At 55.1% G+C, this 14,216-nt stretch carries 13 protein-coding genes; 9 read left to right on the forward strand and 4 right to left on the reverse strand.

What is annotated here, in order from left to right:
- Nucleotides 1-4: 4 nt before the first annotated feature.
- From CJD38_RS14105 to gatC, 4 genes are read right to left on the reverse strand one after another with little or no spacing between them, the layout of a single operon-like run.
- Nucleotides 5-820 (reverse strand): crotonase/enoyl-CoA hydratase family protein, encoded by an 816-nt coding sequence (locus tag CJD38_RS14105; protein ID WP_107941000.1) that lies wholly within the window; start codon nt 818-820, stop codon nt 5-7.
- Between the two features lie 2 nt (nt 821-822).
- The gene (gene gatB / locus CJD38_RS14110; RefSeq protein WP_107941001.1) at nt 823-2,271 is read right to left on the reverse strand and encodes an Asp-tRNA(Asn)/Glu-tRNA(Gln) amidotransferase subunit GatB; all 1,449 of its coding nucleotides are present in this window, start codon (nt 2,269-2,271) and stop codon (nt 823-825) included.
- Nucleotides 2,271-3,725: an Asp-tRNA(Asn)/Glu-tRNA(Gln) amidotransferase subunit GatA gene (gatA, locus tag CJD38_RS14115; RefSeq protein WP_107941149.1), complete on the reverse strand. Its 1,455-nt coding sequence runs from the start codon at nt 3,723-3,725 to the stop codon at nt 2,271-2,273. Before gatA ends, gatB begins: the two co-directional genes overlap by 1 nt.
- Nucleotides 3,726-3,730: 5 nt before the next feature.
- On the reverse strand, nt 3,731-4,018 hold the full coding sequence (gene gatC, locus CJD38_RS14120; protein WP_107941002.1) for an Asp-tRNA(Asn)/Glu-tRNA(Gln) amidotransferase subunit GatC: 288 nt from the start codon (nt 4,016-4,018) through the stop codon (nt 3,731-3,733).
- A 113-nt stretch (nt 4,019-4,131) separates the two neighbouring features.
- Here gatC and CJD38_RS14125 point away from each other — a divergent pair, with 113 nt between their 5' ends.
- The 9 genes from CJD38_RS14125 to lipB all read left to right on the forward strand — a co-directional run bounded on the left by CJD38_RS14125 (nt 4,132) and on the right by lipB (nt 14,132).
- Nucleotides 4,132-5,169 (forward strand): rod shape-determining protein, encoded by a 1,038-nt coding sequence (locus tag CJD38_RS14125; protein ID WP_107941003.1) that lies wholly within the window; start codon nt 4,132-4,134, stop codon nt 5,167-5,169.
- 249 nt (nt 5,170-5,418) lie between these two features.
- A complete protein-coding gene (gene mreC / locus CJD38_RS14130) occupies nt 5,419-6,669 on the forward strand; it encodes a rod shape-determining protein MreC (RefSeq protein ID WP_107941004.1) in 1,251 nt (416 codons plus the stop codon).
- On the forward strand, nt 6,666-7,157 hold the full coding sequence (mreD, locus tag CJD38_RS14135) for a rod shape-determining protein MreD (RefSeq protein ID WP_240783632.1): 492 nt from the start codon (nt 6,666-6,668) through the stop codon (nt 7,155-7,157). The genes mreC and mreD overlap by 4 nt, the downstream gene beginning before the upstream one ends.
- A gap of 15 nt (nt 7,158-7,172) precedes the next feature.
- Nucleotides 7,173-9,119, forward strand: coding sequence for a penicillin-binding protein 2 (mrdA, locus tag CJD38_RS14140; RefSeq protein ID WP_107941005.1), 1,947 nt, complete (start codon nt 7,173-7,175; stop codon nt 9,117-9,119).
- A gap of 30 nt (nt 9,120-9,149) precedes the next feature.
- Entirely contained in the window at nt 9,150-10,277 is a 1,128-nt protein-coding gene (gene rodA, locus CJD38_RS14145) for a rod shape-determining protein RodA (protein WP_107941006.1), read from the forward strand.
- Nucleotides 10,277-11,272 carry a lytic murein transglycosylase gene (locus tag CJD38_RS14150; protein WP_107941007.1) on the forward strand — a complete coding sequence of 332 codons (996 nt, stop codon included), beginning with the start codon at nt 10,277-10,279 and terminating at the stop codon, nt 11,270-11,272. The genes rodA and CJD38_RS14150 overlap by 1 nt, the downstream gene beginning before the upstream one ends.
- Entirely contained in the window at nt 11,269-12,195 is a 927-nt protein-coding gene (locus CJD38_RS18800) for a septal ring lytic transglycosylase RlpA family protein (RefSeq protein WP_107941008.1), read from the forward strand. The genes CJD38_RS14150 and CJD38_RS18800 overlap by 4 nt, the downstream gene beginning before the upstream one ends.
- A 144-nt stretch (nt 12,196-12,339) precedes the next feature.
- Entirely contained in the window at nt 12,340-13,443 is a 1,104-nt protein-coding gene (locus CJD38_RS14160; protein ID WP_240783633.1) for a D-alanyl-D-alanine carboxypeptidase family protein, read from the forward strand.
- A 71-nt stretch (nt 13,444-13,514) separates the two neighbouring features.
- Nucleotides 13,515-14,132 carry a lipoyl(octanoyl) transferase LipB gene (gene lipB / locus CJD38_RS14165; RefSeq protein WP_107941010.1) on the forward strand — a complete coding sequence of 206 codons (618 nt, stop codon included), beginning with the start codon at nt 13,515-13,517 and terminating at the stop codon, nt 14,130-14,132.
- Nucleotides 14,133-14,216 lie beyond the last annotated feature (84 nt).

The following is a 14,216-nucleotide window of genomic DNA, read 5'->3' on the forward strand; positions in this document are numbered from 1 at the left end:
ACTCTTAACCGCCGTATTGGCGTGGCCCAAACTTGGGCGCTTGTTTGGTCATGCCCGCTTTGACTGCGGCGCGCTGATTACGTGTGAAGAACATGCGCCACTGCAACCAGGTTTCGATTGCGAATGCGCACCACACCGATTTGGTCCATGTTTTATGGAACAGCGCTTTGCCTGCGGCAACCGCATCGGGTGAACGTGTTTTGATTTGGGCGACGAACGCTTCTGCGTCTTGCAGCGGCTGGTCGGAAACATGCGTGACGAGATTCATCGCCTTCGCTTCAACGCCAGTGAAAGTGCGGCCGGTCATCGTCAATTCCTTGGCGACGTCCATTGGCAACAATTCGCGCAGCGTCACGCTGCCGGTCATGTCGGGGATCAGGCCCCACTTCACTTCCATGATCGACATTTCTGCATCAGGTTTGACGTAGCGGAAGTCGCAAGCGAGTGCGAGCTGCATGCCACCGCCATAGCACTTGCCATGCACAACGGCGACCACCGGCACCGGCATCTCGCGCCAGCACCAGGCGATGCGCTGAGCGAGGTTGGTCATGCGTCCCCACTTAAGGAACATGCGCAGGCCTTTGCTCGGCGCTTTGCTGAACGACGGCACATCCAAACCGCTACAGAATGACGGGCCTTCGCCCTGCAAAATCACTGCGCGCAGGTTGCGATCTTTGCGCAGTGACTTTGCAGCAGCAACGACACCACAGAACATGTCCCAGTCCAGTGCATTGTGCTTATCAGCACGCGTCATCGAGACATACGCGACATTGTCACGGATCTCGACACGAACACGGTTATGGAACAGTTCTGCGCTCATCTTTAGCCTGCCAATTTTTCTTTCAGCAAACGATTCAATGCATCCGGGTTGGCCTTGCCCTGCGTCGCCTTCATCGCCTGACCGACGAAGAAGCCGAACAGTTTGTCCTTACCGCTGCGGTAATCCGCAAGCTGACCTGGGTTCTTCGCCATCACATCTTCAATTGCCGCGATGATCGCGCTCTCGTCGGTGATCTGCACGAGACCCTTGGCCTTGATGATGGTGTCGGCATCGCCTTCGCCAGCGAGCATCGCTTCGAAAACTTCTTTCGCGATTTTGCCCGAGATGGTTTTGTCTGAAATGCGCTTCAACATGCCAGAGAGCATGTCAGTGCTGATTGGCGACGTTGAAATGTCTTTGCCAATTTTGTTCAGCGCACCGAGCAAGTCGGTGGTGATCCAGTTAGCGCAGGTTTTGCCGTCTGCGCCGCTGCTCTTCACAACGGTCTCATAGTAATCAGCCAACGCACGCTCGGCGGTGAGCACGGCAGCGTCGTACTTCGACAGACCATATTGCGAGACGAAACGATCACGCATCGCTTCTGGCAATTCCGGCATCGTGGCACGAATGCCTGCGATGTCTTCTTGCGTCAGGACGACAGGCAACAAATCCGGATCCGGGAAGTAGCGATAGTCGTTGGCGTTTTCTTTCGTGCGCATCGAACGCGTCTCACCCGTATCTGGGTTGTATAGACGCGTTTCCTGAATGATCTTGCCGCCAGCTTCAATCACATCGATCTGACGTTCAATTTCATACTCAATCGCTTTTTCAACATAGCGGAAGGAGTTGATGTTCTTGGTTTCAGTACGCGTACCGAACGGTGCGTTAGGACCACGACGCACAGACACGTTGGCATCGCAACGGAAAGAACCTTCCGCCATGTTGCCATCGCACACATCGAGATAAACAACGAGCTGGTGCAGTTTCTTCAGATACGCAACCGCTTCAGCAGCCGAACGAATATCCGGCTCCGATACAATTTCAATCAGCGGCGTGCCTGCACGATTCAAGTCGATGCCAGTTTGGCCCGAGAAGTTTTCGTGCAGCGATTTGCCTGCATCTTCTTCCAAGTGCGCACGCGTGATGCCGATGCGCTTGGTGACACCGCCTTCGAGTTCGATATCGAGATGGCCGTGTTCAACAATTGGCAACTCGTATTGCGAAATCTGATAACCCTTGGGCAAATCCGGATAGAAGTAGTGCTTGCGTGCGAACACGCAGCGCTCTGCGATTTTGGCGTCGACTGACAAACCAAACTTCACTGCCATGCGAACGGCTTCGGCATTGAGTACTGGCAACACGCCGGGTAAACCCAACGTCACCGCGTCAGCTTGCGTGTTGGGCTCTGCACCATAGGTGGTGGAAGCGCCGGAGAAAATTTTGGTCTTGGTGCGGAGCTGGCAGTGAACTTCCAGTCCGATCACGACTTCCCATGCTGGTTCTTGCGACATTATGCGAATTCCTTCGGCGACTGCTTGTGGAAGTCGGTCGCCAATTGATACTGGTGCGCCACGTTGAGCAAGCGCCCTTCTTCAAAGTAGTTGCCCATCAACTGCAAGCCAACCGGCAGGCCATCAACAAAACCGCATGGCAAGCTCATCGCAGGAATGCCCGCGAGGTTGGCAGCGATGGTGTAGATGTCGTTGAGATACATCGCAACCGGATCATCAGCATTGGTGCCGAGCTTGAAGGCAACATCGGTTGCCGTAGGGCCGAGCACAACATCAACATCTTTGAATGCGGCTTTGAAATCGTCGCAGATCAGACGACGTACTTTCTGCGCCTTCAAGTAATACGCGTCGTAATAACCGTGGCTCAACACATAGGTGCCGACCATGATGCGGCGCTGCACTTCTGCACCAAAACCTTCGCCGCGTGATTTCTTGTAGAGATCTTCCAGCGTCTTCACGCCGTCTGCGCGATGGCCGTAACGCACGCCATCAAGACGTGCGAGGTTGCTTGAAGCTTCTGCAGGTGCAACGACGTAATACGTTGGCACTGACAGCGGCGAGTTCGGCAAGGAAATTTCCTTGATCACTGCGCCCAACTCTTTGAACTTCTGGATCGCCGCTTCAACGAGAACACGCGCGCCCGGGGCAAGACCTTCTGCGAAGTATTCGCTTGGAATGCCGATGCGCAGGCCTTTGATCGACTGATTGAGGCCAGCAACGTAATCATCAACTGGCTTTTCAACGCTGGTTGAATCGCGTGGATCAAAGCCCGACATCTCGCGCAGCACAACCGCAGCATCTTCTGCGCTACGTGCAACAACACCCGCCTGATCGAGCGACGAGGCGAACGCGATCATGCCGAAGCGTGAGACGCGGCCATACGTTGGCTTGATGCCGGTGAGGTTGGTAAGCGATGCAGGCTGGCGAATCGAGCCGCCGGTGTCCGTTGCAGTCGCGACTGGCGCGAGCGCCGCAGCAACAGCCGCAACCGAACCACCCGAAGAGCCGCCCGGAACGCGAGTCACGTCCCAAGGATTCTTCACCGGGCCGTACCAGCTGGTCTCGTTCGACGAGCCCATGGCGAATTCGTCCATATTGGCTTTGCCGAGCATGACCATGCCGGCAGCATCCAACTTCTGCACGATGGTGGCGTCGTAAGGCGCAATAAAACGGTCCAGCATCTGTGAGGCGCAGGAGGTGCGAACACCCTGCGTGCAGAAAATGTCCTTCTGAATGAGCGGAATGCCGAGCAGCGCGCCGGCTTCGCCCTTGGCGAGGCGCGCATCAGCGAGCTCGGCCTGGCGCATCGCGCGGGCGGCGGTCACGGTAATCAGGCTATTCAGTTGCGGATCGAGACGATCGATACGCTTGAGAAAATGCTGTGTTAACTCTTTGGAGCTGAACTTCTTGTCGCGCAGGCCGTCAGAAAGCTCGCGAATGCTTAAGTTGTGCATGTCGGTCACTCGATCACCTTCGGAACAAGGAACAGGCCATCCTGCACAGCAGGGGCATGTTCCTGAAAAGCTTCGCGCTGGTCGACTTCAGTGACCACGTCTGGGCGCAGGCGCTGGACCATGTCCAGCGGATGGGCCATAACAGGCACGCCGTCGGTATTGACGGCCGTTAAACGGTCCACCATGCCGAGAATATTGGAGAGCTGGGTGGCGTAGTGCTCAACCTGCTCGTTTTTAAGCTCAAGTCGTGCAAGATGCGCGACCTGTCTGACCTGATCTGGAGAGAGGCTCATAGGGGGAAAAATGGTTTATGATGTGCAGATGCACAATTTTAGCTGTTGTGCGCCCAGTTCGCTTGGGCTAAAACGAATTTATCAGCAATTTCACATAAAGACAGAACCCAAACATGTTTGATGCCGTCCGCCGTTTGTTTGTTAACGACCTTTCTATCGATCTCGGCACGGCCAATACATTGGTCTATGTGCGCGACGAAGGCATTGTGTTGAACGAGCCTTCTGTTGTGTCGATTCGTCTGGATTCGCGTGGCAGCAAAAAGATCGAGGCTGTGGGCCTTGATGCTAAGAAAATGCTGGGCCGCACGCCTAACAACATCTCCACCATCCGTCCTTTGCGCGATGGCGTTATCGCTGACTACACCGTCACCGAAAAAATGCTGCAGCACTTCATCCGCAAGGTTCAGAAGGGCCGCATGATGCGCCCGATCACCCGCGTGGTGGTTTGCGTTCCTTACGGCTCTACGCAGGTAGAACGCCGCGCCATCCGTGAATCGGTTGAAAACGCCGGCGCACGTAAGGTGTATGTGATTGAAGAACCGATCGCCGCTGCGCTGGGCGCTGGCATTCCGATCGGCGAAGCACGCGGCTCGATGGTTGTCGACATCGGTGGTGGTACTTCAGAAGTGGCCGTGATCTCACTCAACGGTATCGTCTACGCTGAATCGGTTCGTATCGGCGGCGACAAGTTCGACGAAGCCATCGTTTCTTATGTGCGTCGCCAGTACAACATGCTGATCGGCGAAGCCACGGCAGAGCGCATCAAGCAGGAAATCGGCACCGCATTCCCTGGCCATGAAGTGCAGGAAATCGACGTCGTCGGCCGCCATCTGGCTGCAGGCGTGCCACGTAACTTCACGATGAACTCCAACGAAATCCTCGACGCGCTTCAAGAGCCTCTGGCCGGCATCGTCAAGGCAGTTAAGCAGGCTCTGGAACGCACTCCGCCAGAACTCGGTTCCGACGTCGCCGAGCGCGGCATTGTTCTGACCGGCGGTGGCGCACTCCTGCGTGACCTCGACAAACTGATCAGCGAAGAAACCGGCCTGCCGGTGATCATTGCTGATGATCCTCTCACCTGCGTTGCCCGCGGCGGCGGCATGGTGCTGGATATGCTGGACCGTCAGTCCGACTTCTACTCGATGGATTGATGCGGTTCGGGGCTTGCCCCACCCGCGCTGCGATATAAGGCCTCTGGGTCGTTATAAAATATCGGTTGTTTTAGTTTTATTAAATATTTTATAACGAACGCAGAGGCCTAAATATTGCCAGTCGCGCACTTGTTTAAAGCCTGAATTTTCCAACAAGAAAAGCCTTGCAGAACAAGCCTGCTGCTCATATTTTGGCCACCCTCAGAAAGTGTGCTATTTTCGCACCACTAATTCGGCTATTAGATTCATTTGAACACGGTCAATTCTCACCGTCGCTACTTCCCACGGGGCCCTGGACTGGGTCTGAGAACCTTTGTCTTAGCCATCCTCTCCGGCTTCATGATTTATGCCGACCAGCACGGCACAAGCCTGAAACCACTGCGCGAATACGCCACTTGGTCCGTATCGCCGCTCGTATGGCTCGCATCACTTCCGCAAGGCGCGGTACAAGTTGGCGCAGGCGTTAAAACGCGCGATTCGCTTGAGCGTGAAAATCTGGCATTGCATGATCAGCAACTTTTGCTGCAAGCCAAACTGCAAAAACTCGCAGCACTCGAAGCCGAAAATCGTCGCATTCGCGAACTACTTTCTTCGTCGCAAATGCTGCAAGACCGCGTACTGATCGCTGAGATCATCGCCGTCAGCCAAGATCCTTATCGTCATCAGATCACGCTCAATAAAGGCACCAGCGATCGGGTCTATCGTGGCCAAGCATTGATTGATGCGACGGGCATCATGGGTCAGGTTGTCGAAGTCGGCCCGCATACATCACAAGCTTTGTTGATCACCGATCCTGATCACGGCATTCCTGTCGAAATTAATCGCACGGGTTTGCAAACCATTGCACTGGGTCTTGGTGATGGTCGCGGATTGAAACTGCCGTTTTTGCCTAGCAACGCTGACATTAAAGTGGGCGACTTGTTGGTGTCATCCGCACTCGGTGGACGTTTCCCAGCAGGCTATCCCGTAGGCCAGATTCATAACGTTAAGAATTTGGCTGGCGAACATTTTATGGAAGCCATTGCGTACCCCAGCGCAAAACTCAATCAAGGTCGTCAGGCCTTGTTGGTGTGGAGCGAACACAAAACGGGCACAGCACCGGCACCTATCGCTGCAGTTGCATTGCCTGCGACAGCACCTGAGTCTGTTCCAACGCCTGCTGCTCTTCCGATTCCGGCGCCAGCACCCGCAGCTGTAACGCCTGCAGTTGTTGCAACGCCAAAACCAAGTGCAGTTGCACCTACGCCAGCACCGAAGCCAGCGCCAAAACCGGCAGTAGCCGCTCCTGCAGCTAAACCTGCACCGAAGCCTGCCGTCACCACACCCAAACCAGTTGTCTCAGCGCCGAAACCAGCGGCTGCACCCGCTGCGAAACCTGCTACTAAACCTGCTGCTCAAGCTGCACCGGCCGCTGCATCTAAACCAGCAGCGGCGCCGAAGCCTGCTACCGATCACGCGACGCCTGCAGCGACGCCCGAACCAACACCGACTACACCGTGATCATCAGCGGCCGTTCGCTACATTTCGCATTTATCTTCAGCCTGCTGGCTGCGCTGTTGCTGCAACTGATTGAGTTGCCAGAATTGCTCAGCGGCGCGCGCCCTCTGTGGTTGCCATTGTTTGTCGCGTATTGGGCACTCACAGAATCGCGCACACATATTTTGTTAGGCGCTTTTATTCTTGGCGTGTGTGCCGACGTCTGCTTCGGCACTACGCTCGGTCAACACGAGCTGGGCTTGGTGCTCGTCGCTTATTTCGTCACACGTCTGCGTCCAATTTTTGTTTTGTTCCCACTGTGGCAAGCCACGCTGGCACTGATCCCGGTTTGGGTTGGCTATTCCTTCCTGATGTTCTGGATCGACGGCATCACCAACCATCGTGCTGACGCTTGGCTGCGTTGGTTGCCTGTCGTCTCGACCTCCCTGTTCTGGCCGCTGGTATTCGCGCTGATGGAACTCGTGCGCGGCGGTCGCAACGATGATGAATAGCGCACGTCACTACTGATGGGCCAAAGACGCGAAAAATTTAAAGATTTACACGGCGAGAAAAATACATTTCTCAACCGTGCAGTTTTTGCGGGCGTCACCTGTCTGGCCCTTGCTGTTGTTCTCGTCGCACGACTGATCAATCTGCAGGTGATGAACCACGATTACTACAGCACACGAGCTGACGATAATCGTATGCGCATCACGCCAGTTCCTCCGGTGCGCGGTTTGATCTACGACCGCAATGGCACCTTGCTGGCAGAAAATCGTCCAGCCTTCGTTCTAGAAGTCACTCCAGAACAAGCGGGCAATCTTGACGATGCGCTAAAAAGTCTTGAATCCGTCATCGCACTCACGCCAAAGGATATCGCTCGTTTCAAAGAGCGCGTACGCAAAACACCGCGCTATCGTGGCGTGCCGCTGCGCAATAACTTGTCGATGGAAGAAGTTGCGCGTTATGAAATTAATCGTCATGACTTTCACGGCATTGACGTCAACGCGGGCCTCACGCGTAACTATCCGCTGAGCCTCGCCGCCTCACATGTGGTTGGCTACGTTGGTGCAATCAACGAAGAAGAACTCAAAGAATTGGATTCGGCCCAATATCAGGGCCTGATTCAAATGGGCAAAGTTGGCGTTGAGAAAAGCCAGGAAGAACTGCTTCGCGGCACTCCAGGTGCCAAGATCATCGAAGCCAATGCTTATGGCCGTCCGCTGCGCGAACTCGACTATCGCAAAGGCGCGCCGGGCAAGAATCTGTATCTGTCACTCGATTCTAAAGTGCAGGCTGTTGCTGAAGCTGCACTGGGTGATCTCAACGGCGCAATCGTCGCCATTGATCCTCGCAATGGCGAAGTAATCGCCATGGTTAGCAAGCCCGGTTTTGATCCGCAATTGTTCTCAGAAGGCGTCGACGCAGTTACTTACAAAGCGCTCAACACCGATCCCAATCGCCCACTGTTCAACCGCGCACTGCAAGGCACTTATCCGCCGGGTTCGACTGTAAAACCTGCGATGGCACTGGCCGGTTTGGAATTCAATGTCGTTGCACCTGAGCACAAAGAATTCTGCAAAGGCGAGTACATGCTGCCGGGTTCTTCGCGCAAGTATCGCTGCTGGAAACGCGCGGGCCACGGCTGGATGGATATGACGCAGGGCGTCATGAAATCTTGCGACGTTTATTTTTACGCACTCGCCAACACGCTGGGTGTTGATCGCATTTATGAAGCCATGTCGGGCTTTGGTCTTGGCAAACCGACCGGTGTTGATTTGCCACTCGAAAAAGGCGGCCTGATGCCGTCACGCGAGTGGAAGCGTCGCGCACGAAAAGAAAACTGGTATCCCGGCGAAACCCTGAACATCGGTATCGGTCAGGGTTATATGACGACGACGCCAATGCAGCTCGCGCAAATGGCCGCACGTATTGCGATGCGTGGCGGTGGCTTCAAGCCGCACATCGTGCATTCCACCGAAGATGCGCTGACCAAAGTCGTCACCTTGGTGAAGCCAGAAGCACTGCCCCCGATCGTGCTGCAAAACCCCAAAAACTGGGATGCCGTCATCTCTGCGATGGAAGGCGTAGCGCAGCTACAAGGCGGCACCGCTTACAAAATTGGCCACGACGCGCCTTATCGCATCGCTGCAAAAACCGGTACCGCGCAGGTTGCGGGCATGGCGCAGAACGAAGCCAAAGCACGTGCGATGGAAACAATCCCCGTGCACTTGCGCGACCACGCTTTGTTTATCGCCTTTGCACCCGCAGATGATCCTAAGATTGCTGTTGGCGTGCTCGCTGAACACGGCGGCCACGGCGCCTCCGTTGCTGCGCCCATCGCACGCAAACTGATGGACATGTATTTGCTCGGCGAGGTGCGTTACCGTGATGGCACTGAACCGGTAGCCGCAGTCGTGGCAGATCCGAATGCAGCGCCCACTGAAGACGACGACATCAACGACGCCCGATGATCCTTTCGAATAAAAAACGAGTTCGTCATCATGCTTAGCGCACCACGTCGTTCAAGCAGACCTGAGCCTAGCCTCGCCGACTCTCTCGAACGTTGGCACATCGACATGTGGCTGTTGCTGTTGTTGCTCGCTATTGGCGTTATTGGCCTTGTCGTTTTGTATTCAGCGTCTGGTCACTCGCTCGATCAAGTTATGAACCAAGGCGAGCGCTGGATCATCGGTCTCATCGTGATGGCCGTGGTCGCACAGGCGCCGCCTGAGTGGTATCGCGCGATTGCGCCATGGATCTACAGCGTCACCGTTATTCTGTTGATACTGACGCTGGCAATCGGCGCGACCGCCAAAGGCGCACAGCGTTGGCTTGATCTCGGCTTCCTCCGCTTCCAGCCTTCAGAAATGATGAAGCTGGCAATGCCGATGACGGTTGCGGCGTTTCTACATGGCCGCAATCTGCCACCACGCATCATCACGATGTTGATTGCGCTGGTGATGGTGCTTGTGCCTTTTGCACTGATTGCCAAACAACCTGACCTCGGCACGGCATTGCTGGTAATTGCAGCAGGCTTCTTTGCTTTGTTCTTCGCAGGCTTCCGTTGGCGCTGGATGATTGGTGCACTCGCTGCACTCGGCGCCGCAGCACCTTTGATGTGGAACAAGCTGCATGACTATCAACGTCAACGCATCCTCACCCTGCTCGATCCTGAGAGCGATCCGCTCGGCACCGGTTATCACATCACGCAATCCAAAATTGCTATCGGCAGCGGTGGCTTGTTTGGCAAGGGCTGGCTCAACGGCTCACAAGCCAAACTGGATTTCTTGCCCGAGTCACACACCGACTTCATCTTCGCGGTTTACTCCGAAGAATTTGGCCTGCTCGGCATCCTGTTGCTGCTGATCATTTATCTCGCGGTGGTTGCACGCGGCTTGTTTATCGCCGCACGCGCGCAAGACACCTTCCAGCGCTTGCTGGCTGCAAGTCTTTCAATGACTTTCTTCATTTACGTTTTCATCAACATGGGCATGGTCATCGGCTTACTACCAGTCGTTGGCGTGCCCTTGCCACTGGTAAGCTACGGCGGAACTTCTATCGTTACGCTGCTCACCGGATTTGGAATGCTGATGTCGGTTCAAACTCACCGTAAATTGTTGTCGAGTTGATGAAGCGCCTCGTCGCGGGTCTCCTACTTTGCTTCAGCGCCGCTGCTTCAGCGGACTACAGCGAGCACGCGGGTGTGCCGCAATTGCTGAATACGCTCAAGCAAGAGCACGGTTTCAGCGATGCTGAAATCGCCAATGTTCGTCTGGCATTGGTCGATGCACAGCGTTTGCCTCAGCTCGTCGAACAAGAAAAAAACGCGCCGGAAAGAACTGAAAATTGGTCGCAGTATTCGCGTCGCATTGATGCCGCGCGCATCCAAGGTGGCGTCAATATCTTGCAGGAACAGGCCGCCTACTTTGCCCGTGCAGAAGAAGAGTTCGGCGTCTCGCCGGTCGTCATCGCAGGAATCATGGGCGTTGAAACACGCTATGGCCGCATCACCGGAAAAATTCGAGTTCTGGATTCGCTGGCAACGCAAGGATTTGATCACCCGACTCGCACGCGCTTTTTCATGAGCGAGCTTGCGCATTTTTTTGTTTACTGCCGCGATGCCGGTATTGATCCGAGAATTCCGCAGGGCTCCTACGCGGGCGCGATGGGCGCAGCGCAGTTCATGCCGAGTAACTATCGCCGACTCGCGCTGGATTACGACGGCAATGGCAGCAAAGATTTGTGGACGGTGCAGGATGCAATTGGCTCCATCGCCAATTACTTCACTAACTTCCGCCCGACACAGTCGTGGCGACGTGGCGAGCCACTGGCGATCCGTGCACATGCCGTATTTCCGCTGCCTGAAAATCTTGAACGCAATGGCAAGGCGACTGCGTATACCGCTGCGGAGTTGATCAAAGCGGGCATCGTTCCAGAAGTGCCATTGCCACCGAATACCCCGGTCGGCCTGATTGAACTTCAATTGGATCAAGGCGTCGAATACTGGATCGCATTCCATAACTTCTACACCGTGATGACGTATAACCCGCGAACCTTCTACGCCATGGCGGTGACACAATTGTCGCTGCGCATTCAGCAACAACTCGACGCGCCGCCACCATGAGACTTGTGCAGCGCTCGCTGCTCCTCATGACGGTACTCACGCTGGTTGCTTGCACTGCTGCCCCGCCGATACCAACGCAGCGTCGCCCCAGAACAGTTCCCACGCAGCAACCGCATCCACCACGCACGCCGGCGCAATCCAACATCGATGGACCCGCGCCTTCGTGGCAAAAAGATTTTGCGCCGGACGATGATGAGATTCCGCCGGGCATCGAAAACACTCCCGATGCTGTGCCCATCGACGAACCGCGTAGTCGCGGTGGCAATTCCAAGACCTATGAAGTTTTGGGCAAAACTTACAGTGTTATGGATGATGCCAAAGGCTTCACTGAGCGTGGTCATGCGTCTTGGTATGGCAAAAAATTCCATGGTCGTAAGACGGCCAATGGCGAGCGCTACGACATGTTTCAAATGAGCGCTGCGCATAAAAGCTTGCCGATCCCGAGCTATGTGCGCGTCACCGATCTGGATACCAACAAAAGCGCGATCGTGCGCGTCAATGACCGCGGCCCCTTTCATGGCGATCGCATCATTGATTTGTCTTACGCAGCTGCCGCCAAAATTGGGTTGATTGGTCACGGCACTTCTCTGGTCGAAATTACCGCCCTCGCACCCGGCGAAGAAATAACAGCAGCAGAACCGGCGCCGATCGAAACTGCATCAGTCTCTGCGACGCCTGTACTGGTTGGACCGATGGGAGGCTATCTGCAGATTGGCGCCTATATCGACCCCATCAACGCCGCGAACTTGCGAGACAGTCTGATCAGTCAGGGCTTTGACTCGGTGCAAATTCGCACAGTGCAAAGACTCGATGCGCCGATCCATCGCGTATTGATTGGCCCATTCCGTGATCAGGATGCGGCGCGCAACGTCCGCAATCGTCTGGACTCACGCAATCTCATTCCGCAATGGGTCAAGGAATAAGTTGTCGCAGCCCCCATCTTTGCTGCACTGCGATAGAATTCGCCACCGCAAGGTTCTCCGTCCACTTTTGATACCTGCCCCATGAAAAAAATCGCCGCGCTATTCCTTCTGGCTAGCTGTTCTTTCAGCGCCCTTGCGCAGACCATGTCTCTGCCTGTTCCTGCCGCTCCAACCATGGATGTGTCCAGCTACGCGCTGCTCGATTTTCAAAGCGGCGAGCTGATTGCCAGCCATAATCCAGACACACGCGTAGAGCCGGCCAGCATCACCAAGGTGATGACGGTTTACGTTGCTTTCGATGAAATCAAGCACGGTCGACTGAAGCTCAGCGACACCGCGTTGATCAGCGAAAAAGCTTGGCGTCAGGGCAAAGACTCCAGTGAGTCGCGCATGTTCATCGAAGTCGGCACACGCGTGAAGATCGAAGATCTACTGCGCGGCATCATCATCGCCTCCGGTAACGACGCCAGCGTTGCGCTCTCTGAGCACATGGCGGGCAGCGAATCAGTCTTCGCTGAGATGATGAATCAGTACGCCAAAAAGCTGGGCATGAAGAACACCCACTTCGCAGATGCCAGCGGTTTACCTGACCCGAATCACTACACCACCGCACGCGACCTGACGATTCTGGGCCGCGCTCTGATTCGCGATTTCCCAGAGATGTACAAAATCTTCGCCGAACGCAGCTACGCCTACAGCGGCGCGCCGAAAGTAAAAGCACAGCCCAATCGCAACGGCTTGCTGGAAAAAGATCCTAGCGTTGACGGCATCAAAACCGGTCACACCAGCGCCGCAGGTTACTGCCTGTTGGCTTCTGCTCAACGCGATGGCCGTCGTCTGATCTCCGCCGTCATGGGCGCACCGTCTTGGGCTGGCCGCGAAACGTCTAGCTTGGAACTACTGAACTACGGTTTCCGCTTCTATGAAACCGTTTCGATGTTTGGCGCCACAAAACCAGTCAGCACGATTCGCGTTTGGAAAGGCAGCGAAGAGCAATTGGCTGTTGGCGTTCTGCCAGCGCTGTCGATGGCGCTGCCACGCGGCTCCAGCGCACAGATCAAAGCTGTTCCACAGATTACGGAGCAGGCAGTAGCGCCGATTAAAGCGGGCCAGAAACTCGGCACCATCACCATCACGCTCAACGGCAAACCACTGCGTACCGTGCCTTTGGTAGCACTCAAAGATGTTCCGGAAGGCGGCTTCTTCCATCGCATCAGCGACTCGGTGCAGATGCTGATCAGCAAGTAGTCCATTCGTCTTTACAGAGCCTCCTCGCCTCATTCGGTGAGGAGGCTTTTTTGTTTCTGTAGAATCCGCACATGAGCTCTCCCATCATCCGCCAACTTGGACTACGGCCTTACGCCGAAACGTTCGAAGCCATGCGCACGTTTACCCAAACGCGCACAGAAGAAACGCCGGATGAAATTTGGTTTCTTGAACACCCTCCGGTGTTCACACAGGGCCAAGCTGGGAAACCTGAACATCTCTTACTGCCCGGCGATATTCCCGTTGTGCAGTCAGATCGTGGCGGCCAAGTGACGTATCACGGCCCTGGCCAATCTGTTGTGTACTTCCTGATTGATCTGCAACGTCGTGGCTACGGCATACGTAGTCTGGTGACACGACTCGAAGACGCCATCATCGCGACGCTTGCGGGCTACAACATCGAAGCTGCTGCACGTCGCGACGCACCGGGCGTGTATGTGAAAGGCGACAAGATTGCTTCATTAGGTTTGCGCGTTCGCAGTGCCCGTACGTATCACGGCCTCTCATTGAACGTGAAGATGGATATGGAGCCGTTCTCGCGCATTAATCCCTGCGGCTATGAAGGCCTGCATATGACTCAAGTGTCGACTCTTGGCGGCCCCAGTGATTTGGCACGCGTGAATGCAGATCTTGAAATCGCACTGTTGCGTGCCTTGGGTTACACAAGCTGAGCAATTTGATCTCTGACGTTTGCCCTCGCACATCGCAATCACATATTTTTATTTAACTTATTAATTAATTTTAAATTAATAAAT

The sequence above is a fragment of the Stenotrophobium rhamnosiphilum genome (genome assembly GCF_003052265.1).
In the GTDB taxonomy this organism is placed as follows: Bacteria; Pseudomonadota; Gammaproteobacteria; order Nevskiales; family Nevskiaceae; genus Stenotrophobium; species Stenotrophobium rhamnosiphilum.

Excerpts from the sequence above, each read along its gene's own strand:
- CJD38_RS14105 (WP_107941000.1), bottom strand. The coding sequence starts at position 820 with ATGAGCGCAGAACTGTTCCATAACCGTGTTCGTGTCGAGATCCGTGAC.
- gatB (WP_107941001.1), bottom strand. The coding sequence starts at position 2,271 with ATGTCGCAAGAACCAGCATGGGAAGTCGTGATCGGACTGGAAGTTCAC.
- gatA (WP_107941149.1), bottom strand. The coding sequence starts at position 3,725 with ATGCACAACTTAAGCATTCGCGAGCTTTCTGACGGCCTGCGCGACAAG.
- gatC (WP_107941002.1), bottom strand. The coding sequence starts at position 4,018 with ATGAGCCTCTCTCCAGATCAGGTCAGACAGGTCGCGCATCTTGCACGA.
- CJD38_RS14125 (WP_107941003.1), top strand. The coding sequence starts at position 4,132 with ATGTTTGATGCCGTCCGCCGTTTGTTTGTTAACGACCTTTCTATCGAT.
- mrdA (WP_107941005.1), top strand. The coding sequence starts at position 7,173 with ATGGGCCAAAGACGCGAAAAATTTAAAGATTTACACGGCGAGAAAAAT.
- rodA (WP_107941006.1), top strand. The coding sequence starts at position 9,150 with ATGCTTAGCGCACCACGTCGTTCAAGCAGACCTGAGCCTAGCCTCGCC.
- CJD38_RS14150 (WP_107941007.1), top strand. The coding sequence starts at position 10,277 with ATGAAGCGCCTCGTCGCGGGTCTCCTACTTTGCTTCAGCGCCGCTGCT.
- CJD38_RS18800 (WP_107941008.1), top strand. The coding sequence starts at position 11,269 with ATGAGACTTGTGCAGCGCTCGCTGCTCCTCATGACGGTACTCACGCTG.
- CJD38_RS14160 (WP_240783633.1), top strand. The coding sequence starts at position 12,340 with ATGTCTCTGCCTGTTCCTGCCGCTCCAACCATGGATGTGTCCAGCTAC.
- lipB (WP_107941010.1), top strand. The coding sequence starts at position 13,515 with ATGAGCTCTCCCATCATCCGCCAACTTGGACTACGGCCTTACGCCGAA.